At 68.8% G+C, this 22,315-nt stretch carries 27 protein-coding genes; 19 read left to right on the plus strand and 8 right to left on the minus strand.

Features of this window, described 5'->3' with window-relative positions; all coding sequences use genetic code 11:
• Positions 1–58: 58 nt before the first annotated feature.
• Positions 59–289: a hypothetical protein gene (locus SVA_RS04445; protein ID WP_096459378.1), complete on the minus strand. Its 231-nt coding sequence runs from the start codon at positions 287–289 to the stop codon at positions 59–61.
• Between the two features lie 408 nt (positions 290–697).
• Between SVA_RS04445 and SVA_RS04450 the strand changes: the two genes are divergently transcribed.
• From SVA_RS04450 to SVA_RS04460, 3 genes are all read left to right on the plus strand, one after another.
• Positions 698–1,105 carry a secondary thiamine-phosphate synthase enzyme YjbQ gene (locus SVA_RS04450; protein ID WP_096462822.1) on the plus strand — a complete coding sequence of 136 codons (408 nt, stop codon included), beginning with the start codon at positions 698–700 and terminating at the stop codon, positions 1,103–1,105.
• A gap of 99 nt (positions 1,106–1,204) precedes the next feature.
• Positions 1,205–1,678, plus strand: a complete 474-nt coding sequence (locus tag SVA_RS04455) for a YiiD C-terminal domain-containing protein (RefSeq protein ID WP_096459381.1) — start codon at positions 1,205–1,207, stop codon at positions 1,676–1,678.
• Positions 1,679–1,752: 74 nt separating this feature from the next.
• Positions 1,753–2,202: a glutaredoxin family protein gene (locus tag SVA_RS04460; RefSeq protein WP_096459384.1), complete on the plus strand. Its 450-nt coding sequence runs from the start codon at positions 1,753–1,755 to the stop codon at positions 2,200–2,202.
• Between the two features lie 71 nt (positions 2,203–2,273).
• Here SVA_RS04460 and SVA_RS04465 read toward each other — a convergent pair whose 3' ends face one another.
• Positions 2,274–3,074 carry an NADPH-dependent F420 reductase gene (locus tag SVA_RS04465; protein ID WP_197703369.1) on the minus strand — a complete coding sequence of 267 codons (801 nt, stop codon included), beginning with the start codon at positions 3,072–3,074 and terminating at the stop codon, positions 2,274–2,276.
• Between the two features lie 73 nt (positions 3,075–3,147).
• Between SVA_RS04465 and SVA_RS04470 the strand changes: the two genes are divergently transcribed.
• Positions 3,148–3,660, plus strand: coding sequence for a DUF4142 domain-containing protein (locus tag SVA_RS04470; protein ID WP_096459387.1), 513 nt, complete (start codon positions 3,148–3,150; stop codon positions 3,658–3,660).
• Positions 3,661–3,700: 40 nt separating this feature from the next.
• On the opposite strand, the gene SVA_RS04475 is transcribed toward SVA_RS04470, so the two are convergent.
• The 3 genes from SVA_RS04475 to SVA_RS04485 all read right to left on the minus strand — a co-directional run bounded on the left by SVA_RS04475 (position 3,701) and on the right by SVA_RS04485 (position 5,421).
• Positions 3,701–4,045 (minus strand): TusE/DsrC/DsvC family sulfur relay protein, encoded by a 345-nt coding sequence (locus tag SVA_RS04475; RefSeq protein ID WP_096459390.1) that lies wholly within the window; start codon positions 4,043–4,045, stop codon positions 3,701–3,703.
• A 139-nt stretch (positions 4,046–4,184) separates the two neighbouring features.
• Positions 4,185–4,601: a CBS domain-containing protein gene (locus SVA_RS04480; RefSeq protein ID WP_096459393.1), complete on the minus strand. Its 417-nt coding sequence runs from the start codon at positions 4,599–4,601 to the stop codon at positions 4,185–4,187.
• A 193-nt stretch (positions 4,602–4,794) separates the two neighbouring features.
• Positions 4,795–5,421 (minus strand): FHA domain-containing protein, encoded by a 627-nt coding sequence (locus SVA_RS04485; protein WP_096459396.1) that lies wholly within the window; start codon positions 5,419–5,421, stop codon positions 4,795–4,797.
• Positions 5,422–5,612: 191 nt separating this feature from the next.
• Here SVA_RS04485 and SVA_RS04490 point away from each other — a divergent pair, with 191 nt between their 5' ends.
• From SVA_RS04490 to SVA_RS04510, 5 genes are all read left to right on the plus strand, one after another.
• Positions 5,613–6,035 carry a DUF3617 domain-containing protein gene (locus tag SVA_RS04490; protein WP_169923969.1) on the plus strand — a complete coding sequence of 141 codons (423 nt, stop codon included), beginning with the start codon at positions 5,613–5,615 and terminating at the stop codon, positions 6,033–6,035.
• Positions 6,036–6,056: 21 nt separating this feature from the next.
• Complete coding sequence (locus SVA_RS04495; protein WP_197703370.1) at positions 6,057–6,908, plus strand: transglycosylase SLT domain-containing protein; 852 nt, start codon at positions 6,057–6,059, stop codon at positions 6,906–6,908.
• A 221-nt stretch (positions 6,909–7,129) separates the two neighbouring features.
• Positions 7,130–7,555: a hypothetical protein gene (locus SVA_RS04500; RefSeq protein WP_096459402.1), complete on the plus strand. Its 426-nt coding sequence runs from the start codon at positions 7,130–7,132 to the stop codon at positions 7,553–7,555.
• Positions 7,556–7,808: 253 nt separating this feature from the next.
• Entirely contained in the window at positions 7,809–8,096 is a 288-nt protein-coding gene (locus SVA_RS04505) for a hypothetical protein (protein WP_096459405.1), read from the plus strand.
• 342 nt (positions 8,097–8,438) lie between these two features.
• On the plus strand, positions 8,439–9,161 hold the full coding sequence (locus tag SVA_RS04510; protein ID WP_096459408.1) for a porin family protein: 723 nt from the start codon (positions 8,439–8,441) through the stop codon (positions 9,159–9,161).
• 4 nt (positions 9,162–9,165) lie between these two features.
• Here SVA_RS04510 and SVA_RS04515 read toward each other — a convergent pair whose 3' ends face one another.
• Positions 9,166–10,200 carry a hypothetical protein gene (locus SVA_RS04515; RefSeq protein WP_096459411.1) on the minus strand — a complete coding sequence of 345 codons (1,035 nt, stop codon included), beginning with the start codon at positions 10,198–10,200 and terminating at the stop codon, positions 9,166–9,168.
• A 299-nt stretch (positions 10,201–10,499) separates the two neighbouring features.
• On the opposite strand from SVA_RS04515, the gene SVA_RS04520 reads away from it, so the two are divergent.
• From SVA_RS04520 to SVA_RS04550, 7 genes are all read left to right on the plus strand, one after another.
• On the plus strand, positions 10,500–11,006 hold the full coding sequence (locus SVA_RS04520; protein ID WP_096459414.1) for a GlcG/HbpS family heme-binding protein: 507 nt from the start codon (positions 10,500–10,502) through the stop codon (positions 11,004–11,006).
• 85 nt (positions 11,007–11,091) lie between these two features.
• Complete coding sequence (locus tag SVA_RS04525; RefSeq protein ID WP_197703371.1) at positions 11,092–12,252, plus strand: amylo-alpha-1,6-glucosidase; 1,161 nt, start codon at positions 11,092–11,094, stop codon at positions 12,250–12,252.
• A gap of 165 nt (positions 12,253–12,417) precedes the next feature.
• Positions 12,418–13,311 (plus strand): YihY/virulence factor BrkB family protein, encoded by an 894-nt coding sequence (locus SVA_RS04530; RefSeq protein WP_096459420.1) that lies wholly within the window; start codon positions 12,418–12,420, stop codon positions 13,309–13,311.
• A 226-nt stretch (positions 13,312–13,537) separates the two neighbouring features.
• The gene (locus tag SVA_RS04535; protein ID WP_096459423.1) at positions 13,538–14,218 is read left to right on the plus strand and encodes a hypothetical protein; all 681 of its coding nucleotides are present in this window, start codon (positions 13,538–13,540) and stop codon (positions 14,216–14,218) included.
• A gap of 86 nt (positions 14,219–14,304) precedes the next feature.
• Complete coding sequence (locus SVA_RS04540; protein ID WP_096459426.1) at positions 14,305–15,237, plus strand: cation diffusion facilitator family transporter; 933 nt, start codon at positions 14,305–14,307, stop codon at positions 15,235–15,237.
• A 264-nt stretch (positions 15,238–15,501) separates the two neighbouring features.
• Positions 15,502–16,059, plus strand: a complete 558-nt coding sequence (locus SVA_RS04545; protein WP_148665378.1) for a glycine zipper 2TM domain-containing protein — start codon at positions 15,502–15,504, stop codon at positions 16,057–16,059.
• Between the two features lie 524 nt (positions 16,060–16,583).
• Positions 16,584–17,024: a hypothetical protein gene (locus tag SVA_RS04550; protein WP_148665379.1), complete on the plus strand. Its 441-nt coding sequence runs from the start codon at positions 16,584–16,586 to the stop codon at positions 17,022–17,024.
• Between the two features lie 37 nt (positions 17,025–17,061).
• On the opposite strand, the gene SVA_RS04555 is transcribed toward SVA_RS04550, so the two are convergent.
• A complete protein-coding gene (locus SVA_RS04555) occupies positions 17,062–17,286 on the minus strand; it encodes a hypothetical protein (protein WP_096459435.1) in 225 nt (74 codons plus the stop codon).
• Positions 17,287–17,460: 174 nt separating this feature from the next.
• Complete coding sequence (locus SVA_RS04560; protein WP_096459438.1) at positions 17,461–19,278, minus strand: ABC transporter transmembrane domain-containing protein; 1,818 nt, start codon at positions 19,276–19,278, stop codon at positions 17,461–17,463.
• Between the two features lie 397 nt (positions 19,279–19,675).
• On the opposite strand from SVA_RS04560, the gene SVA_RS04565 reads away from it, so the two are divergent.
• From SVA_RS04565 to SVA_RS04575, 3 genes are read left to right on the plus strand one after another with little or no spacing between them, the layout of a single operon-like run.
• A complete protein-coding gene (locus SVA_RS04565) occupies positions 19,676–20,128 on the plus strand; it encodes a c-type cytochrome (protein ID WP_096459441.1) in 453 nt (150 codons plus the stop codon).
• Positions 20,129–20,143: 15 nt separating this feature from the next.
• Positions 20,144–21,508 carry a cbb3-type cytochrome c oxidase subunit I gene (locus tag SVA_RS04570; RefSeq protein WP_096459444.1) on the plus strand — a complete coding sequence of 455 codons (1,365 nt, stop codon included), beginning with the start codon at positions 20,144–20,146 and terminating at the stop codon, positions 21,506–21,508.
• Positions 21,505–22,314, plus strand: coding sequence for a CbbQ/NirQ/NorQ/GpvN family protein (locus tag SVA_RS04575; protein WP_096459447.1), 810 nt, complete (start codon positions 21,505–21,507; stop codon positions 22,312–22,314). The genes SVA_RS04570 and SVA_RS04575 overlap by 4 nt, the downstream gene beginning before the upstream one ends.
• Position 22,315: the final 1 nt, after the last annotated feature.

A 22,315-nucleotide genomic window follows, 5' to 3' on the forward strand; every position in this document is an offset into this window, starting at 1 on the left:
TCGTCTTCAGGGGATGTCACCCGCGCGGGCCGGCGGGCGTCGAAACGGTCGGCCAGGCTCAAGTCGACCGCATTTCCTCGCCAGCGGCGGGCAGCGGATTCCGACCGGTTCCGCGCCGCACGAAGGCATCGGCCGGCGGCGACGAGGCGGCGGGACGCAGGTCGTCGACACTGTCGAGGACGACCCGGATGGCGACGGCTACCGCCACCAGCGGGGCGAGGACGAGAATCGCCGCGGCGCTGGCCAAGGCGATCAGCAGGGCGGCCAGCAGCCTGGCGCACAGCCTCACGACCCCTCCCGCACGGACCGTCTGCTCCTCGGTGTCGATCGCCCGGTGCGAGGCCGGCCGCCGTCCGGCCCGGTCGGGCGTGCCTTCGCGGTCGGTGGGGTGCGCATGCGTGTCTCCCTCTTGTCGTTATCGCGCGCGCCTTCATCTTCGCGCCGTGGCGGCGGGCGGCAAGGCGGGATTTACCCTAACGCGAGCTGCCGCGTCCGGTTCCGCTCGCACCGCTCGGCGGATCAGGCGCTTGCCTGCGGCGGTTGAAGTCGTTGCAGTCGATGCCGGCACGGAAGTCATGGCGAGCCGGCGGGCCGGACGCCACGGCGCGAAAGAGCGACGGGGCGCCGGCGCGGTCGGAGACTGGATGATCGCATCGCGCCTGCGGGAGAATGAGCCCGGCGAGTCGAGGTGGTCACCATGCGCAGAACCATCACGTTGAGCACGCGCCGGCGGGAGGAGCTGATCGACATCACGGAGCAGGTGAAGGCGGTCGTGCGCGAGAGCGGCGTCCGCGACGGGCTGGTGCACGTGTACGCCCAGGGGGCGACTGCGGCGACGATGGTCCAGGAGAACTGGGACGAAAGCGTGCAGACCGACGTCGTGCATCTGCTCCAGAAGCTGATCCCGAGAGGCGTGTGGCTGCACGACCGGCAGGACGGCAACGGCGACGCCCACCTCAAGGCCGGCCTCGTCGGGCCGTCGGAAACGGTTCCGATCGTCGACGGCGAGCTGGGGCTTTCGACCTGGCAGAACGTCTTCTTCTGCGAGTTCGACGGCCCGCGCGACGATCGGAAGATCGTATGCACGGTGTTGGCCGATCGTTAGGAACGATGTCGTCATGGCGAGGAGCGAAGCGACGAAGCCATCTCCGTCAGATTGCTTCGCTGCGCTCGCAATGACAGTAAAGCCCGGCCGCGCGCACGAATGAACCGAGAGGAACTCGAACGGTACCTCCACCGGCACATCCCGCTGTCGCAGGCGATGGGGGTCTCGGTCCGGGAGGCGAGCCCGGCGGGCGTCGTCCTCGCCGCGCCGCTCGCGCCGAACATCAATCACCGGGAGACGGTGTTCGGCGGCAGCGCATCGGCCGTCGCCATCCTCGCCGCGTGGGCGCTGGTGCACGTGCGCCTCCAGGACGCCGGCATCCGCAGCCGCCTCGTGATCCAGCGAAACACGATGCGCTACGAGCAGCCGATCCTCGGCGATTTCACGGCGCGCTCGGAGATCCGCGACCCGGCGGCGTGGGCGACGTTCCTCAAGACGCTCACGCGCCGGAACCGGGCGAGGATCGCCGTCACGGCGACCCTCCACTGTCAGGGCGAAAAGGTGGGAGAGCTCGAAGGCGACTTCGTCGCCTTCGGGGGCGGCGGGGGGGTGAGAGGATCGTCGAACGAATAACCTGATGCCCATTTTTTCTGGGCGATGCGGCTCGAGCGCATTGAAAACGTCCGGCAGCGATCTAGAGTTGATTCATGCCCGCGAGAATACACCCGGCGGTTGCCGCGATCGCCCTGTTCGTCGCCGTATCGGATGCGTCGGCGGTCGACGTCTATAAATGGAAGGACGCGCAGGGCAGGACCCATATCTCCGACCGGCCGCCCGCGGACGCACAGGCCGAGCGCCTGCAGATCCGCACCTTTTCCGCCCCCGTCGAGACCGGGCCGGTGGACGCGGCGCCTGCCGCAGGTCAGAACGTCGTCATGTTGACCACCACCTGGTGCGGCGTGTGCAAGCGGGCGCGCAACTGGCTCACCGAAAAAGGCATCCCCTTCACCGAGCACGACGTCGAGCGGAGCGAAACGGGCAAGGCGGAGTATCGCCGGCTGGCGGGAAGAGGGGTGCCGATCATCCTGGTCGGCAACCAGCGGATGGACGGTTTCGATCCCAATCGACTCGCCGCGATGCTGAAGCGCGGCGAGTAGCGCGTCTCCCGCCGGCCGCATCGACCCTGCCGCCTCACCGATCGCCCGATTCGCCGCGCGACCGATATTCCTCAGGGTCGCGCGAGTCCGAGACCCCGGCGCAGCTCCCGCGCGGTGAGCGCCTTGCCGTACACGGCGGTGCCGACGTCGAACTCCTTCGCGCGGGCGAGCGGACCGACCGCGACGGGTTCGAAGCCCGCGTCTTCCACCAGTCGCGCGGCGACCCGGAGCGCTTCCTCGTCGTCGGCGGCGAGAGGAACGGCCGCGCGCTCGCCCGAACGGTGGGCTTCGCTGCGCAGCGCCGTGTGCGGCAGCGAGTTGAAGGCGCGGACGAGGCGCACGCCGGGCAGGAACCCGGCGGAGGCGACGCCCGTGCCCTTTGCCCGCGCGGCGACCGCCATGTCGCCGTCGCGCGAAGGGTAGGGGTTGCCGGTGTCGAGTACGATCTTGCCCGCGAGCTCCGCCGCCAGATCGCGACCCACCTGCGGCAGCGCGCCGTAGGGCACCGACATCAATATGACGTCGCCGAAGACCGCCGCCTCCCGCGGCGTGCCGGCCCGCGCCCTCGGTCCCAGACGTCGGGCCAGATCTTCGAGCCGCTCCGGATGGCGCGACGACAACAGCACTTCGTGGCCCGCCTTCACCCACAGCTCGCCGAGCGTCCCCCCTATGCGCCCCGCGCCGATGATGCCGATCTTGAGCGGCTTTCGTTCGCCCCCATGCCCCGGTAGACCCGAAAGCAGCAGGGCGGCGGCGGGAACGAGGAGAAATGCGCGTCGTCCCGGATTTGCGGGTGGGTTCGTTTCCATGGCGTGCTCACCGTGGTCGGGGGTTTCGTGCAGGTTACCAGCCAGCCGGGTCCCCATGCGCATCCGGTGATCCCCCAATCCCTCGGGACGAACCGCCGTGTCAGGCTCTGCGCCGACGGCAAAAAGGAGATGCGCCATGAAGGGACTCATTCGCTCGTCCGTTTCCCCGTTCGTCGCCGCCCTGGTGTTCGCGCCCGCCGCCTGGGCGCTCGACGAGGGCAGCAGCTCGTTTCTGAAGGAGGCCGCGCAGGGCGGGCTGGCCGAGGTGGAGCTGGCCGAGGTCGCCCAGGAGCGCGCGGCGCGCAAGGAGGTGAAGGATCTCGCCAAGAAGATCGAGGACCATCACAAGAAGGCCAACGATCAGCTCAAGTCGCTTGCCGAGAACAAGGACGTGGAGCTGCCCGACGAGCCGGCGAAGCAGCACAAGCAGACGAAGGAGCAGCTCGAGAAGCTCAAGGGCGCGCAGTTCGACCAGGCCTATCTGCAGACGATGGTTCAGGAGCACCAGAAGGACATCAGGAAGTTCGAGCAACAGGCGAAGTCGGCCAAGGACCCGGAAGTGAAGCAGTTCGCCTCGCAGACGCTGCCCACCCTCAAGGAGCATCTGAAACAGGCGCAGGCCCTGCAGAAGCCGTCATCGTCCAAATAAGCACGGCGGCCTCGGCGCGCGGCCGCCAGCGGCCGCGCGCTCAGGTGTCCGGCGGGGGCTTCGGCAGGCCGGCCAGCTTGCAGAGCTCGCGTACCGGGTCGCTCGGGAACAGGCGGTAAAGAAAGCGCTGGTACGTCTTCTCGTCGTGGAAGTGCGCGCCGTGGTGTCGGCCGAGCGTGCGCACGAGCATGTGCATGGTGGGCACCAGGCCGGTCGCCTGGTAGTGCTCGCGGAAGTAAAGAATCAGGCCCCAGTGATCGTCGTAGAGCGCGATGCCGTCCCGCGCCGCCGTCCGCTCGGCGAAATCCTCGCTCCAGTCCTCCGGGTCGAGCAGGTATCCCTGCTCGTCCGTCCGGACGGGCCGACCGCCGACGTCGAGATCCATGACTGTTGCCGCCGTGCCGGCGAAAGGTTCGCCGACTCCGTTCACTGTCGCCCAGGGCGGCGCCGCTTTCAACGCGGGGAAAGTGCAGGATTAGCCGAGGGGCGCGCGACGGGCGACCGCCGCGCGCCGGATTCGACGGCTAGTGCGACTGCGGGCTCGCGCGCTCGAGCACCTCGCCGGCGAGATCGTGCGAGTAGTGCGCCAGGTCGTCGACCGAGAGAAACCCGACCATCTGCTTGCGGCGGTTGAGGACCGCCAGGCGGCGGATGTGCTTGTGCTCCATCTGCTGCGCGGCGTCGGTGATGTCCTCGTCCTCGAAGCAGTAGGCGACGTCGGCCGTCATGATCTCGCTGACCCTGGTCGTCGTCGGGCTCCTGCCCTCGGCCACCGCGCGGCAGCAGATGTCGCGGTCGGTCACCATGCCGATCAGGTCGCCGCCGTCCTCGACGGCGAGCGAACCGATGTTGAGATCGCACATCTTGCGAGCCGCCTCCTGCAGCGTGATGCTCGGGCTCACGGTCTCGATCCGGGACCTCATGATCTCCTGTATCTGCATCGCAGCCTCCTTGCACGGGTCAGACCCGTTCACGGTGAACCACGCCCTCGAACGCGCGCGCCGGCCCGTCCGTGGCCGATTCACAATGCGCGCGCCCCGGAAGCGCGTCAATACGCCGGGATAGCGTCGGACGATCGGGAGGAGCGTGTCCGGCGGCCGGCTCGCCGACGGGGCGAGCGGCCGGCGGCGCGGGTTACTTGAGGAACTGGAACTTGGTTCCCGCGACCTCGATGATGTCCCCGTTCTCGAGCAGGTGACCGCCCGGCGGCACGGGCTTGTCGTTCAGGCGCGGCTCGCCGGGTCCCACCTGCGCCTGCAGGAGGTAACCGTCGGACGTGCGGTAAATGCGGGCCGGGTTCTTTCCGGGGTTCTCCAGCGTGACCTCGTCCTTCACCAGAGGCACGGGCTTGCCCTTGTTCTTGCCCTCGATGGCGAGGAGCTGCGCGATCGCCGTGAGGACGACGGTCTTGTCCTGCACGGCGGGCGGCGCGGGCGGCGCGGGGCGCTTACCGAGCGTGGGCGGTTCGAGGTTGGGATCGTCGCGGTAATAGAGCGTGTGCTCCCCCATGACGATCGTTTCGCCGTGCTTCAGCTCGCGCTTGCGCACGCGCTCGTTCTCGATGAACGTGCCGTTCGTGCTGTCGAGATCGTAGAGGGTGGACTTCATGCCCACCGTCTTGATCACCGCGTGGACGCCGCTGACGCCCGCGTCGTTGAGGACGATATCGCATCCCGGCTTGCGGCCGATTCGGGTATCGCCGAGCTTGAGATTGACCTCACCGACCTGCTTGCCCTGGTAACGAATGACTAGCTTGCCCATACCGACCGACCTTGACCCTCGGGTTCGACCCCCTAAGCAAACTGTAATCCCTGCCGTGCAATTATCAAATGATGCGGCCACGCGGCCCGATCGGCAGTCGGCGCGGACCGCGCGGCGGCCGGAAGGGCGGCTCCCTCGCCCGGGTGGCCGACGGTAGAATGCCCGCTTCGCACGACAACGAGGGGAGGTTCATGAGGCGCTTATTCATGCTGCTTGCCGGCGTGGCCGCCGGCGGAATGGCGGCCGCCGCGCCGCCCGCGATGAAGCCCGGGCTCTGGGAGATCACGACGAGCATGGAGATGCCCGGCATGCCGCGGTCGATGCCGCCGACGAAGATCAAGCGCTGCTACCGGGCCGAGGAGGTCCAGGACCTTCGCAGGACGCTTCCCGAGCAACAGAAGGCGAACTGCACGACCTCCGACTGGAAACAGTCGGGGAACACGGTCAACTGGACGGTGAGCTGCGGCGGCGACACGCCCATGACCATGACGGGCAGCATGACCTATGCCGGCGACCGCTACAGCGGCGTCAGCAGGATGAGGATGAGCCAGGGCGGCCAGGTGATGCACATGACGCAGAAGTACGATGCCCGCCGCATCGGCGACTGCCCATAGCAGGATGGAACGGCGCTGAGCGTGCGCGGAGGGCGCCGGCCCTCGCGCAAGCGACGGCGCCGCCGATTTCGCCTCGGGCGCTTCTGGCCGGGCGCGCGCTGGCGCCGGCGGGCATGGCGCGCGTTCAGGACCGCGCCGCTCCCGTTCCAGCTGATCGCCGTCGCGGTGCTGGCCGGCACGCTGTGGGCGGCGACCAACTGGATGTACCAGGTTGCGCGCAAGCCGGCGGAGCTTTTCTTCCCGGTGAGCCGCACCCTCGACAAGACGCCGGCCGAAACGTGGCGCAAGTACGAGCCGATCTTCCGCGCGCACGCGACTCCCGTCATCACCCCGGATTTTCTCGCCGCGCTCGCGCAGGTCGAGGGCGCCGGCAACCCGGTCGCGCGCACGTATTGGCGCTGGGAGGCGACGTGGGATCCCTTCGGCGTGTACCGCCCGGCCTCGAGCGCGGTGGGCATGTACCAGATCACCGACGCGACGTACGCCGAGGCGAAGCGCTTGTGCATCCACGACCATGCGGTGGTCGAGGACGGACCGTGGCACGACCCGCGCTCGTGCTGGTTCAACCGCTTCTACCTGCGCGTCGTCCCGACTCACGCGGTCGAGATGACCTCCGCGCTGCTCGACCGGCGGGTCGCGCGCACGCTCGAGCGCCAGGGCATCGCGCAGCCGACCCTCGCTCAGAAGCAGGCGCTCGCCGCGATCGTTCACCTCTGCGGCGCGGCGGCGGGCGACGCGTACGCGAGCCGCGGCTTTCGCCTGACGCCCGCGCAGCGCTGCGGCGATCACCTCGTGGCGGACTATCTCTCCCGGGTCGACGCGATGAAGGCATTGTTCGGGCGTCTGGCGAACGCCGGAACGGGAAGCGGCTGAGCCGATTCGAGCTCTTTCCGTCCGGGAGGCGCGACCCACCGGCCTCGAGCGCTGAATCGGCGCACGATCGAGGTCGCAGGCGCGACACGTCCCGTCCGTCGGCTGCGACGTGACGTTCGGTCGTCACCGGGGCGGGTTCGGATGACCTGCAGCCCGGCGCGGTCCGGGAGGCGCTTCTATACTCCGGACTGTTGCCCGAATAACCGAACGTGGAGGGTGTCATGTATCGCTACCTGCTCGTTGTCGCGCTCGCGGTGCCCGCGGTCGCTTCGGCGGCCGATATCTCGCTGTCCGGCAGTGTCTCGGTGAGGGATCGGAACAAGTCGGTCGACGTGGTGTTCACCAGCGGCGACAGGGCGACGATCCAGAAGTATTACCAGGTTCGCGAGAGCGACCATCGGCACAAGGGCAAGCACGGCAAGAAGACGCCGCCCGGCCTCGCCAAGAAAGGCGGTCTGCCGCCGGGTCTCGCGAAACGTCAGAGGCTGCCCGATCACGTCGAATACGAGATGCTGCCGCGCGACCTCGAGGCGAGGCTGCCGCCGCTGCCTTCGAACTACGTGCGCGTGCGCGTCGGGGACGATTTCGCGATCCTCGACAGGAAAAGCCGCGTCGTCTTCGACGTGGCCGTGGGACTCACGCTGTAGGACGTTCACCCTCGTATCGGTCAGCGCACAGGGAAGTGGGCTGGCCGGCCAGTCAGGCCCGCAGGTCTCATCGGAACGCGGGAGTTCCCCGCGCGCCGCACTTCCGGGCGCGAAGCGGGCGCTTCGTTCGTCAGCCGCCGCATGCGCATGGTCGGCCTGTCCGCAACCCGGCCCGGCCGCGCCGGTCCATCCAGTGAAAGGCGGTTCGACCGTCTTCACGGCGATGCAGCAAAAGCGAACGAGGAGAAAAACAATGGCTGATGCGCGACCTTCCGTTCTTTCGAAGTTGCCCGGAATCTCCTTCGCCACCCTGGCGGCCACCGGCGAGACGATCGCGATTTGCCGCGGCGAACCGAATTACTACCGGGTGGAGAGCACCCGAACGGCCGACGAGCTCAACGCGTTGTACGGCGTGAGCCAGGCGCAGGCCCGGGCGATGCTGGCCGGGGTGATGCAGGGCTGGGACGCGCCGCAGGTCGATCCCGCGCGCTACGAGGAGGATGCCGGGAAGGCAACCGAAGCGCGCTCGCGTCCCGCGTAGCTCCGCAACCGCGGGGCAAGCGCGGCTCGACGCGCCCGCCGGCGCGGGAAGCGGCCGAGGTTCATTTCCACCCTCACATGCCGGTCATTGTTCGCCCCGACCAACGATCCGTAGCGGCTTCACCGCGCGACTGAACCGCGCGACCGCAGGCTTGTCTTTTACGAATGCGATCCCTTTCGACGGTGGCCGCCGCGACGCCAGCGGCCTCCGTCTACGGATCGGACTCCCGCCGGCTCGAGTCCCGGAGCGGCGGGGCCGCGCGGCCGTTCGCGAAGCCCGGTTACGACGGACGGAGATACGGCCGGACACGTTCGGTCCGTCGGAACGCGAAGGAGCGCTGGCATGCCACCCGACTCGGATCATCGCGGTTACACGGAGTGGAGGAGGAACGCGCGCCGGGCGGTCACGGGCGCGTTAGGTCTCGTCCTGACTGCGCTGTGTCTTCCCGCTCCCGCCCAGACGCCGGGAGGCTACGCGGGAATCGGGTTCGGGCGATCGTCGGTCGATATCGACGGCGGCGCCCTGGAGCAGAATCTGCTCGACTTCGCCGCCGCGGAAGGCGTGGCCATCGCCTCGAGCTCCTCGAGCGACGACGGAACGGACACCAGCGTCAAACTCTTCCTGGGGTATCGCTTCAACCGGTATTTCGGAATCGAAGGGGCCTTCGTGGACCTCGGCGATTTCGACGCGAGCGCCTCCGCCACGGACGCCGCCTTCGGCGACACGTTGACCGTCCGTACCGAGCTCGATTTCTTCGCCTTTTCGTTCGCCGGCCTCGCCCATCTCCCGGTAAGCCGCTCGTTTTCGGTCTACGGCAAGTTCGGTTTTTATGCCTGGGACCTCGACCTGACGGAGCGCGTGCGTCTGCCCGGCTTCGCTACCTCCACGGCGCGGGCGAGCGACGACGGGAGCGACTTCGTGTACGGCGCGGGCCTCGAATGGGACATCGGCCGGCAGTTCGCGGTGCGCGCGGAATGGGAGCGCTACAACGAGGTGGGCGAAGGCTCCCTCGCCGGCGAGGACGATATCGACGTGGTCGGCGTGAGCGGACTCTTCCGCTGGTAGCGATCTAGCGCCGGCCGGGAACGACATGCCGCCACCCGCGTCCCAAGGTGGCGGGCCCGGCGGATGGCGACGGCGATGGCGAACGGATCACGGGGCCCGCGTTCGAGCGGGGTGCCGGAGCGGGCATCGCCCGGCCGACCCGAGGTGCCGGACGCGACGCCGCCGGAGGCGGGCGGGTCGCGGCGGCGAAGCCGCGCTTCCCGTCGAGTACGCCTGTCGAGTGCCGCGGACGGTTGCCGCCGTCCGGCAGCGCCTGTGCGGGCGTATGAATCGTGCTCCCTGTCGAACCGCGCTTGTCGCCGAGCGCGCCGTCCGAGAATCGGGGACGATCCCGGGGTGCGACGTGAACGGAAGGCGGACGGGCATGCCGTCGTTCGCCGATGACTCCCTCCGAGAATCGCGGTCGCGGCACGCGATGTTTCTTCACGTGCGGCACCACCACGTGCACGTCCCGGATGACGAAGAAGCCTCCGAAAAAGTGCCCGTGCCAGTAGAAGCGGCTGGGGACCCAGGCGTAGAGGTGATAATAAGCAGGCGGCGGCGCGCAATAGGTGTAGTACGGCACGCCCACGGCGCCATAGTAATAGTCCAGTGCCGCCCGGTCGCAGCGGTCGGGCGGCGAGGTGCGCCCGGCGTAGGCGGCCGGCGGTGCGGCGGGAAGCGGCAGGCCGAGCTCGGCGAGGAGCCCGCTGAACACGGCCCGTGCCGTCGCGGGTTCCATCTCGAGGCGGCCCGCGGCGGCGGCGTTGAGGACCGCCTGGCGCAGATCCGCCGCGGTCTGCGGCGTCATCGGCGCCCCGGCGGACCATCCGTCCAACGGTTCGATGCCGAGCGCCGCGAGCTTGCGCATGGCCTGTTCCGGTTCGGCATCCTGTGCCGGCCGGATGCCGAGCGCCAGCGCGAGGTGCACCGCGAATTCGCCCTGGGTGACGACCGCCGGCGCGATGAACCGCTCGTCGTACGTCGATTCCGCCCCGAGCACGCGGGCGGGAGCGAGGAGCATGCCGGCGACGATGGCGATCAGTACAAGCGCGGTCATCGTGACGACCCGGGGGCTGATTCAGAACGTTGGAACACAGCGAAGGAACGAAGTTGCCGGGGGTGAAGGTTGACGCGCCGCCCCCTGCTCGCTCTTGAATTGAAGCGACGCATTCAAGGCCATCGGCCGGGTGGCGCTGCGTCAGGGCGAGGGCCCGGCCCCGCCTGCCGCGCGGACGCGCGCACCGATCCCGAGCGGCGCGGACACGCGCGGGCCGCTTGATGAAGCGGCGAGAGGGCTGACATGATACGGCGGCTCGAAGCCGCAGGCACCGCCAACCAATAGAAGAAGGAGCGATCATGAGAATGACGCGTTTTCTCGCCGTCGTTGCGGCGGCGCTGACCGTCCCCGCCCTGGCCGCCGAGGACGAAGGGCCGGTAACGATGCCGATCCACCGTCTCTCGATGGACATCGCCGTGAAGCTCGCGACGGCGACGATCGATGCCTGCCGCAAGGAGGGCCTCAATGTCGCGGTCACGGTCGTCGACCGCGGCGGACATCCGCAGGTGGTGCTGCGCGACACGCTCGGCATGGATCTCACCCTGACCATCAGCCGGCAGAAGGCCTACACCGCGATGTCGTTCAACACGCCGACGTCGCAGCTCGAGGGCCGCTGGAGCGGTGCCTACTCGGTCCCGAAGGTCGACGGCGTGATCATCGCCGCGGGCGGCCTGCCGATCACCGGGGGCGGCGCGATTCTCGGCGGTGTGGGCGTGAGCGGCGCGCCGTCGGGCGAGCAGGACGAGAAGTGCGCCCGCGCGGGCATGGACGCGATCGCGTTCGAGCTCGAGACCGTCGGTTCCTGAAAGCGAGCCGCTGCACGGCGCCTGTGCGAGCTTGACCGGCGGATCGGATTCGACGCTTTCCCGCCCGTCCCCGGCGGGGTCGCTGGTGGAGGAGTGCGCGCGCGAGGCCGAGGCGCTCCTGCGCCGCAACCTCACGCCCCATGGCGTCCTCGCGGCGACCCGTTCACCCCGGGCCGAGGCGCGCCGCTACACCCGCATCTTCGCGCGCGACGCCGGGATCTGTGCGCTTGCGATGGCGCTCAGCGAGGACGCGGCGCTCGTGTCCGGCGCGCGGGCAAGCCTCCTCACGCTGGCGCGCCACCAGGCCGACAACGGCCAGATCCCGAAATACGTCGATCCCGAAGGCCGCGAGCCGGACTTCTGGTACGTCGGCTGCATCGATGCGACGCTCTGGTGGCTCATTGCCGCCGATTTCCTCGCCCGGCACGCCCCCGAGGCGTCGCTTTCCCGCGAGCTGGCCTCGCACGTCGATCGCGCCGTCACCTGGCTGCACGCACAGGAGCACCCGCGGCTCTTTCTGCTCCAGCAGAACGAGGCGAGCGACTGGGCGGACATCATGCCCCGCTCGGGCTTCGTGCTGTACACGAACGCGCTGTGGTACCGCGTGAAGCGGCTCTACGACCTGCCGCACGCCGATACCACGCGCCATCACGCGAACCACCTGTTCCATCCGTTTTCGCGCGATCTCCCGGAATACCGGCGGCTGCGGCTGCTCACCCATTACGCGCGCCAGCGCGCCCGCAACCGCGATCTCTACCTGAGCTTCGTGAACTTCTCGTTTTTCGGCGACGAGGGCGACGTGTACGGGAATCTCCTCGCAATCCTGTTCGGGCTTGCCGAGCCCGCGCAGGCGCAGGCCGTCCTCGGCGCGCTCGAGCGGTCGCAGGTGCACGAGCCGTGGCCCGTGCGCGTGACCTGCGAGCCGATCCGGCAGGGCGATCCGCTCTGGCGCGATTACATGGCCCGCCATCGGCAGAACTTCGAGCACCAGTACCACAACGGCGGCGGCTGGCCGTATGTAGGCGGTTTCTGGGTCATGGCGCTCGCGGCGCTGGGCCGGGAGGAGAGGGCGCGCCAGCAGCTCGTGCGACTCGCCGAAGCGAACCGCGTGAACCGGTGGGAGTTCAACGAGTGGTTTCACGGCCTGAGCGGCGAGCCGTGCGGAATGCCGGGCCAGTCCTGGAACGCCGCGACGTTTCTGCTCGCGCGCGAAGCGTTTGCGGGACGGGCGCTGTTCGAGATTTGAGCTCGCGGGCCAGGATGCTTCGCGGTCGAGGGTGGACCCCTCGATTTCAAACTTCGAATCGTCCCTTCACAATCCTCCCTCGCTCGGGCGGTTCGCATTCCTGCACGGGAGATAGGGACGGAACGCGCGTGGACACGGGTTGACGTGTCGCGCAAGGGGTAAGGGATGACCACGACGTTCACGAAGAGCCGGTACGGCCGGCGCGCCTCGGACCGCCCGCTCCGCGGCGGGTGGAAGGGCATCTTCTATCGTCTCGGGCGGGCGCTCTACGAGGACACGCTCATCACCTATGCCTCCAGCGCCGCCTTCTTCGCGTTCCTCACGCTTTTTCCGGCCCTCGCGGCGACCCTCTCCCTCACCGGGCTCGTCTTCTCCAGCGCGCTGGTCGAATCGTCGCTTTCGGGCGTCCGCGGGCTCATGCCGGAAGCGGTGGTCGGGTTGCTGCGGGCGCAGATCGATTCGATCGTCAGCTTCTCGCGCCCCGGTCTCGGCTTCACCCTGCTGATGAGCCTGCTCTTCACCTTCTGGAGCGCGTCACAGGGGATGAAGGCGCTGATGCACGGGCTGAATGCCGCCTACGGCGCGCACGAATGGCGTTCGGCGCTCAGGCTCAACTCCGTTGCCCTCGCTCTGGGCATGGGCGCGGTCTTGTTCGCCATGGCGGCGCTCGCCGTCATTGCCGCGCTGCCTCCGGTGCTCGCCGTCCTCGGCCCGGGCGCGCAGGCGTTCCGATTCCTGCGCTGGCCGCTGCTCGCCGTCGCCGCGTTCGGGGCGCTCGCCGTGCTGTACCGTTACGGGCCGGCCTACCACGCGCCACGCTGGCGCTTCGTGACGATAGGCGCCGGGATCGCGACCACGGTCTGGATCCTGGCCTCGGTCGGCTTCTCGCTGTACGTCTCCAGCGCGAGCGCCTACAACGCCGTCTACGGAGCGCTCGGCACGATCGTCCTCCTGCTCCTCTGGTTCTACCTCGGCGCGTGGATCGTGCTGGTCGGCGCGGAGTTCAACGCCGCGCTCGAGCATCGTCACGCGCTCTACCCGGGGGATGAGAGCGATTGAGGCAAACCGCGCACGGCTCGACGGACGGATTCCTTTGCGCAACGCGCCTTGCGGCTTCAAAGCCGTTTCCCGACTTGAGATTGCGACGGCAAGCGCCTGATCGGAGCGGGAACGAGGCGCCGAAGCGAAAGACACCTTATTCGTGCGTAAGGGAAAATCCTCCTTGCCCCTTCCCGTTTTGTCGTCAAGATGGACGTGCGCGAACAATAAGGAAGGAGGGAGCAGGATGACACCGCACTACACGATTCATCATCGTCCGCTCTTCGGTGCGCTCGAAGAGCTCATGAGCCACACGGGCACGCTGAACCTGCGGCTGGGAGCCGCGGGCGCCCGCCTCGGCGCGGCGGCGCAGGCGCTTCCGAACGCGGTGAGGGAGGAGGCGACGAGCCTCGCGGAGCGGATCGCCCAGGCGCTGGGACGGCCGGGCGGGCCGGGCCTCACAGAGGCGATCGGGCTCGCGCGGCAGATGGTCGACCTCTACGACCGCTACGCCACGACGGAAGGCCAATGCCGCAAGGTCCTCTTCCGGCGCGCCTGGCAAAGGCTCCACGCGGCGGTGCTCATCCTGTGCTCCGAGCCCGGCTCGATCCAGGAACGGTTGTCCGACGTTTACCTGTCCGCCTTCGTGTACTGGACGGCGGCCGACATCCCCCAGCCGTGCGAGCGCGAGTTCCTGGCGCTGAAGGAAGAGCTCGCGCAGGTCGTTCAGTTCCGCGGCCTCGCCGTCGAGCGGGCGCGGTTCCTCGCGCACCAGATCCTGCTGCTCTACGCGCGAGTCCTGGAGCTCGAGTTCGAGAGCGGCATCGATCGGTCCCGCGAACTGGGGGTGGGCCTGTCCCCGGTCGTCAGCGAGCGTACACCGCGCGGCGACCGGCCCAAGCGTCCGCAGCTGAACCGCGTCGGGTGACGTAAGCGGCCGGACGGCCCTCGCGCGGCGGCGCACGCGCGATTCCGTCCGGCAAACCTCGAAAGCTCCATCGTTTCCTTTGCGGTATGCTTGGGCTCCGCTCCTCGCCGACGGCGCCCGTGACCCGCGATTCATTGACCCGCTTCGCCTGGCTCTCGATCGCGGCGGCCATTGCAACCATCGTTCTCAAGGGCATTGCCTGGTGGCTCACCGGGTCGGTCGGACTGCTGTCCGACGCGCTCGAGTCGTTCGTCAATCTGGGCGCCGGCCTGCTGGCGTTGTGGATGCTGACCATCGCCGCCCGCCCCGCCGATGCGGAGCACCCCTTTGGTCACGGGAAGGCGGAGTACTTTTCGAGCGGCGCGGAGGGCACGATGATCCTCGCGGCGGCGGCGAGCATCGCGACGGCCGCTCTGCCCCGCCTTTTCGAGCCGCGCCCGCTCGAGCGCATCGGCGTGGGCCTCGCCGTGTCGGCCGTGGCGGCGGCCGTGAACCTCTCGGTCGCGCAGGTGCTCCGGCACGCCGGCAGACGTCACCGCAGCATCACGCTCCAGGCGGACGGCGATCATCTGATGACGGACGTCTGGACCTCGGTCGGCGTGATCGCCGCCGTGACGGCCGTCGCGTACACCGGTTGGCTGCGGCTCGACCCGCTGATCGCGCTCGTCGTCGCCGGCTACATCGCCTGGACCGGGCTGGGCCTGATCCGGCGCTCGGTGAGGGGCCTCATGGACTACGCGTTGCCGGCCGAAGAAACGGCGCGCGTCACCGCGATCCTCGATCGCTACGGCCCGCAAGGCGTCGCCTACCACGCGCTGCGCACGCGCGAGGCGGGGCACCGGCGTTTCATTACGTTCCACCTCCTGGTGCCCGGGGCATGGAGCGTGGAGCGCGGTCATGCGCTGCTCGAGGAGATCGAGGCGGAAATCCGCGAGGCCCTTCCGCACGCCAATGTGCTCGGGCATCTGGAGCCGGTCGAGCATACGAGCTCCTATGAAGACATGGAGCTCGACCGGTGACGCCGGGCAGCGCTTCGGTTCGCCCTGCCATTCAGAAGACACGGTCGCCTCGCTCTTGCGCTCGATCCACCGCCGGTCCGGACGCGTTCGCGGTCCGTCGCCTGCTTTTGACCAAACCGCCGTCCCTGCCCTAGTTTTCGCGCCACGTCATCGGTTCGCGGGCCTGGCCCGTTGTTGTGTACGAACCGGTGAAAACCGCACGAACCAAGAAAGGAATAAAAGGAGATCAGCGTGTCCGTCTCAGCAGCAAGCCAGCTCACCATCGTGAAGATCGCCGCCGGCGCCGTGGTCGTCCTGTCGGCCGTCGGCGTCGGTGTGATGACCGGGTTGATCCCGGGCGTTTCCTCGCAGGACAACCCGCCGCCCGCCGTGCAGGCGGCAGCGCAGACTCCGACGACGACTTCCGAGCCCAAGCCGGTGGCCAGGGAGCCCGTCCGCGTCGCCGCCGCCAAACCGGCGGCACGGGCGACGAAGACCGCCGCTCCGGCGTGCGGCAACTGCGGCGTGATCGAATCGGTCAATGCGGTCGAGGTGCAAGGTCAGGCGACCGGTGCGGGTGCGGTCGCGGGCGCCATCGGCGGGCTGATCGTCGGCAATCAGATCGGCAGCGGACGAGGGAAGACGCTCGCCAAGGTCGCCGGTGCAGCCGGCGGCGCTTACGCGGGGCATCAGATCGAGAAGAACGTCCGAAAGACGGTCGAGTATCAGGTTGTCGTGCGCAGGGACGATGGCACGATGCAGACGATCGTTCAGCCGGGCAACGATGGCCTGAGCGCCGGGGCGCGCGTGCGGATCGTCGATGGCGTCGTCGTGCGGGACTGATCGCGCCGACTCGAGGAGAGTCGGAGAGGGACAGTACGCGCAGGCATCCGACTGACTGGTTTGGACGCAGCAGTCGGGCACCCCCCCTCGTCGCAGCCTGCGGTACTGTCCGCCAAGAGGAGATGCACAAAGCGCGCCATGCCCTGGCCCGTTCGATCCGGTGACTTGCCGGGGGACCGCCGGTGGCGCGCGACCGATAGACCGCACACCAGCCGTAGTACCGAAACAGTCCGCGACCCCTGCGTCACCCGCCTGGAGCTGGGCGCGCTTGCGCTGAGGCGCACCGGTACGGTGCGATACCGAAACGGGCTGCCCGATCGATCTGCCGCCCTCGGTCGAATAGCCGTTTCCGGCATCCGTCCGTGGGCACGGGGGCACGGCCCGGTGACCGGCTTTCCGAGCCCCCGGTCGTCCGCAAGAAGGGCGGGTGTCCGGCCCGATCCGGCCGTCCGGGCGACGGACTACACTTCGGGAAAGCGGGCAGGAGCGGCAGGGGCCGTTCCCACAAGCAGACTGTGTAGACCATGCCATCGGCACAAGAGCGGGCAAAGGCGCTGTCCCGCGAAATGATGAAGGCGATCAAGACGGCGAAAGCCGCGGAAGCGCGCGCGAAAAAGCTCGGTGAAGAGGTGATGCAGGCGCTCGCGGAGGCGAAGGCGGAGGCGGAAGCGGCGCGCGTCATCGTCGAGTACCCGACCGGGCGCTACGAGTGCAAGCGTTGCCGTCAGCCCGTCCTGTTCACGGAGCCGACGCGCGAGTTGCCCGTCTGCGACAGCTGCGGCAGCCGCGAGTACACGGGCCACGAGCCCAGGATCACGCGGATCCAGCCTCCGCCGCCGAAGAAATTCCCCGCCGGCATGTACGAGTGCGCGGGTTGCGGCACGCGCGTCGCGCTGGCCACCGACACGGACACGCTGTCGGCCTGCGATCTCTGTGGCGCGGAGAAGCTGCGGCTGCTGACCTGATCGATCGCCGCGCGCGCCGGCACGACGGCGCGGAACGCTATATTCGGGCGGGTCTCGCGGGAAGCGACCGTCCGTCTTCTCCCGGCACGGACACTCTGCGTTCGACCCAATCCGCGATCTCCCGCAACTCCTCGGGCGTGAAATCGCCGACGAGCGTCACGTCCTTGAAGCCCGGAGCCCACAGCAGCACCTTGTCGTCGTCACCGACGTAGTCCAGGCCGCCGTCTTTCTGCTTTGCCTCTTCGATTACTCTGCTGGTCATCCCCCCCTCCTTTCTACGGCCATGGCGGGTTGAATCCCGTCCCGGCCCGACACCCACCGACTACTCTACCGCGATTTTCTTTCCGCGGTAGCGGGTCATTCGCGCGCTGGGAGACGGTTCAGCGGTTCTCCTGAGCGCCGCCAGGGGGTTAGCGCAGGCTGTGGAGAAAAAGCTTCAGGCTCCGACCGGAGCGTTCAGGGTTTCCGCCGCGGGCATCGCGCGGAACTGCAGGGCGGCGAGCCGCGCGTACAGACCCTGCTCGGCCATGAGCTGCTCGTGCCGGCCGCTCGCCGCGATGCGGCCGCGATCCATCACCAGGATGCGGTCGACGCGGCGCACGGTCGCGAGACGGTGCGCGATGATCAAGGTCGTACGGTGGCGCATCAGGCGCGCGAGCGCGTCCTGCACCAGGCGCTCGCTTTCCGCGTCGAGCGCGCTCGTCGCCTCGTCGAGGAGCAGCAGCGCCGGGTCGCGCAGGATGGCGCGCGCGATCGCGATGCGCTGGCGCTGCCCGCCGGAGAGCCGCACGCCGCGTTCGCCGAGGAACGTCGCGAATCCCTGTGGCAGCCGGTCGAGGAACTCGGTCGCGTGCGCCGCCTCCGCCGCGCGGCGCACGTCGTCGTCGGTGACGCTCTCGTGGCCGTAGCGGATGTTCTCCCACGCGTCCGCGCCGAAGATCACCGGGTCCTGCGGCACGAGCGCGATGCGCCGGCGAAGCGCGCGCGGATCGGCGTCACGCACGTCGACGCCGTCGAAGCGGATCGTGCCCGATTCCGGATCGTAGAACCGCAGCAGGAGCTGGAGCACGGTCGACTTGCCGGCGCCCGACGGCCCGACGAGCGCGACGTTTTCGCCCGGCTCGAGCGTGAACGAGACGTCGTCGAGCGCCTTGGCGTCCGGTCGCGAGGGATACCGGAAGGTGACCCGCCCGAGCTCGAGCCGCCCGCGCGCGGGCCCGGGCAGGGCGAGCGGGTGCACCGGCGAGGTGATGCGCGGCTCGGTGTCGAGGAGCTCGAGCAGGCGTTCGGTGGCGCCGGCGGCGCGCAGCAGCTCGCCCGCGATCTCGCTCAATGCGCCCACCGAGCCGGCCACCAGCACGGCGTAGAACACGAACGCCGACAGCTCCCCGCCGGTGAGACGCCCGGCGACCACGTCGTGCCCGCCGACCCAGAGGACCACGCTGATGGCGCCGAACGTGAGCAGCATCACCAGCGCCGTGAGGAGCGCGCTCGCGCGCGAGCGCTGCACGGCGGCGGCGAAGGCCGCTTCCACGTGCTGCCCGTAGCGTACACGGTCGACGGCCTCGTGGCAGAACGCCTGCACGGTGCGGATGCCGTGCAGCACCTCGTCGACGTAGGCGCCGACGTCGGCGATACGGTCCTGGCTCGCGCGCGAGAACCCGCGCACCCGGTGGCCCAGCAGCCAGAGGGGCAGGATCACCACGGGCACGCCGAGCAGCACCAGCAGGGCGAGCTTCGGGCTCGTCACGATCAGCATGGCGAGGCCGCCGGCGATGAGGAGCGCGTTGCGCGCCGCGATCGCGAGCGTCGAGCCGACCACGACCTGCAGGAGCGACGTGTCGGTGGTGATCCGCGAGATGACCTCGCCCGTTCGCGTGACCTCGAAGAACGTCGGGTCGAGCCGCAGCACCTGGGCGAAGACCGCTTTGCGGATGTCGGCGACCACGCGTTCCCCGATCCAGGTCACGAGGTAGACGCGCGCGGCGACCGAGACCGCCATCACCGTCACCACCACGAGGAAAAGGAGCAGGGCATGGTTCAGCGCGCCGACCGAGCCGCTGCTCAATCCCTGGTCGACGACGCGTTGCAGGACCAGCCCGAATCCGAGCACGGCACCGGCGGCGACAAGCAGCGCCGCCAGTGCGCCGGCGAGCGCGGCGCGATAGGGACGCACGAACGCGAACAGGCGCGCGAGCACCCGCAGGTTCCGGCTGCTCGGCCGCTGCTCGGTGATCGGCGCGCGACGCGCCATAGGTGTCCGTCCCGTTGTCGCCCGGAAGAGAGAATACACCGCGGCTTGCCGGCAGACGCGGCCCGCCGCGCGCCCGGGACCGATCGGAAGCGTGCTCGCCGCGGACGTCACGGTGTGCCGCGGCCGGACGCGATAATCCGCTTCCGACAGTGAGGATATGGCACGCCCTGCGGCTGGGCGCGCCGCGCCGCGGCTTTACAGCCCTGCGGCCCGGGAGTACCGTCTGAGCACTTCTCGACCGTACGAGACCAGGGATGGTGCGAACGCGTTCGATTGCCTTCCGTTTTCGCGGCCCCGGGCCCGGGGTCGCTCCATTCCGGTTCCTGTTCGATCGCGCGGCGCGCTCCGCGCCGCCCGCGCGTTTCCGGCCTCCCGCTCAACAATAAGGAGGACACGCATGCCCACGCGCCTGACGAAGTCCGCCGCCCGCAATATCTTCTACGGCGGCTCGGCGTTCTTCCTGCTGCTCTATATCGGCCTGACCGCGCACAGCCATTACTACATGGTGAACGACTCGACCGGCGGCGCGCCCCTGACCGAATCGGTGGAGCGCGGCAAGCACGTCTGGGAGAAGCACTCCTGCATCAACTGCCACACGATCCTCGGCGAGGGCGCCTACTTCGCGCCGGAGCTCGGCAATGTCTGGGTGCGCTACGGCGGGCGGGACAACCCCGACGGCGCCCGCGCCGGCCTCAAGGCGTGGATGAAGGCGCAACCGACCGGCGTGCCCGGCCGCCGGCAGATGCCGCAGTTCAACCTGACGGAGCAGGAGCTCGATGACCTCATCGACTTCCTGCGCTGGACCAGCCTGATCAACACCCAGGGCTGGCCGCCGAACGACGCCGGTTGAGGGAGGACCGCCCCGATGAAATACGCCACGCAGCGCATCGCCTATCCGTACATCGTCGTCGCGCTCGTCCTTTTCGCACTGCAGGTCATATTCGGCGTGCTCGCCGGCACCGTTTATGTCATGCCGCATTTCCTGGCCGACGTGCTGCCGTTCAGCATCCTGCGGATGGTGCACACCAACGCGCTCATCTTCTGGACGCTCCTCGGTTTCTTCGCCGCCGCCTATTACCTCGTTCCCGAGGAGGCCGAGCGGGAGATCGAGAGTCCGATGCTCGCGTACGTGCAGCTCGCGATCCTCACGATCGGCGGCGTCGCCTCCATCGTCGGTTACCTGTTCGGTTATCACGGCGGCCGGGAGTTTCTGGAGCAGCCGCTGTGGGTGAAGGTCGGCATCGTCGTCGCGGCGCTCATCTTCCTCTACAACATCAGCATGACGGTGCTGAAGGGCCGCAAGACGGTGGTGGCGACGATCCTCCTGATCGGCCTGTGGGGCACGGCGCTCTTTTTCCTGTTCGCGTTCTACAACCCGGCGAACCTCGCGGTCGACAAGCTCTACTGGTGGGACGTGGTCCACATCTGGGTGGAAAACGTGTGGATGCTGATCATGGCGTCGGTGCTCGCGTTCATGATGATCAAGCTGACCGGCGTCGACCGCGAGGTGATCGAGAAGTGGCTCTACGTCATCGCGGCGCTGATCCTGGTGTCCGGCCTGATCGGCACCGGGCATCACTACTACTGGATCGGCGCGCCCGCATACTGGCAGTGGCTGGGCAGCATCTTCTCGACGCTCGAGGTCGTGCCGCTCTTCGCGCTGGTGTTCTTCGCGTTCATGATGGTCTGGCGGGGCGGGCGCGAGCACCCGAACAAGGCGGCGCTCCTGTGGGCGCTCGGCACCGTGGTGGCGGCCTTCTTCGGCGCCGGGGTGTGGGGCTTCATGCACACGCTCTCGTTCGTCAACTTCTACACCCACGGCACGCAGATCACCGCGGCGCACGGCCACCACGCCTACTACGGAGCCTACGTCTCGATCAACCTCGCGATGTTCACCTACATGATGCCGCACCTGCGCAGCTTTCGGCTGCCGTACAACCAGATCCTCAACATGTGGAGCTTCTGGCTGATGACGCCGGCGATCTTCTTCATGACCTTCACCCTGACCTTCGCCGGCGTGGTGCAGGTGCACCTGCAGCGGGTCATGGGCATGAACTACATGGCGGCACAGCAGCAGCTCGACCTGTTCTACTGGATGCGCCTCGGCGCGGGCGCGGTCGTCATGATCGGCGCCTTCCTCTTCATTTACGCCACGCTCGGCCCGGCGAAGCGCGAGGAGCCGGCGTACATGGCCCGGGTCCCCGAGGTCACGGGAGGCGAGACCGTATGACGCGTGGAGCAAACCTGGCGATGGCGGAGCGCGAAATCCCGTTCTACCAGCCGTTGGGCGAGGAGTGCGCCCTGTTCGAGCACGCCTACCGCCGCCGGCTGCCCTTGCTTCTCAAGGGGCCGACCGGCTGCGGCAAGACGCGCTTCGTCACCCACATGGCGGCCCGCCTCGGGCGGGCGTGCTACACGGTCGCGTGCCACGACGACCTCACCGCCGCCGATCTCACCGGCCGCTATCTCCTCCGCGGCGGGGACACCGTGTGGGTGGACGGCCCGCTCACGCGCGCGGTGCGCGAGGGCGCGATCTGCTATCTCGACGAGGTGGTGGAGGCGCGCAAGGACGTGACGGTGGTGCTGCATCCGTTGACGGACGACCGGCGGGTGCTTCCGCTCGAGCGCACCGGCGAGCTGCTCGAGGCGTCGGAGGGGTTCATGCTCGTCGTCTCCTACAACCCGGGCTATCAGAACATCCTGAAGAACCTGAAGCCGAGCACCCGTCAGCGCTTCCTCGCGCTCGAGTTCGGTTTCCCCCCGCCGGAGCTCGAGACCGCGATCGTCGCGCGGGAAAGCGGCCTCGCGAAGGAGCGCTGCGCCGCGCTGGTGCGCCTCGCGCACCGGTTGCGCGAGCTCAAGGAGCAGGATCTGGAGGAGGGCGTGTCCACGAGGCTGCTCGTCTACTGCGCGACGCTGATCAGCGCCGGCGTGAGCCCGGACTTCGCCGTGCGCACCGCCCTCATCGAGCCGCTGACCGACGACCCCGACGTGAAGGCGGGCCTGCTCGAGGTGGTGCGGGCGGCGTACGGCTGAC

Source organism: Sulfurifustis variabilis, assembly GCF_002355415.1.
GTDB classification, from domain to species: domain Bacteria; phylum Pseudomonadota; class Gammaproteobacteria; order Acidiferrobacterales; family Sulfurifustaceae; genus Sulfurifustis; species Sulfurifustis variabilis.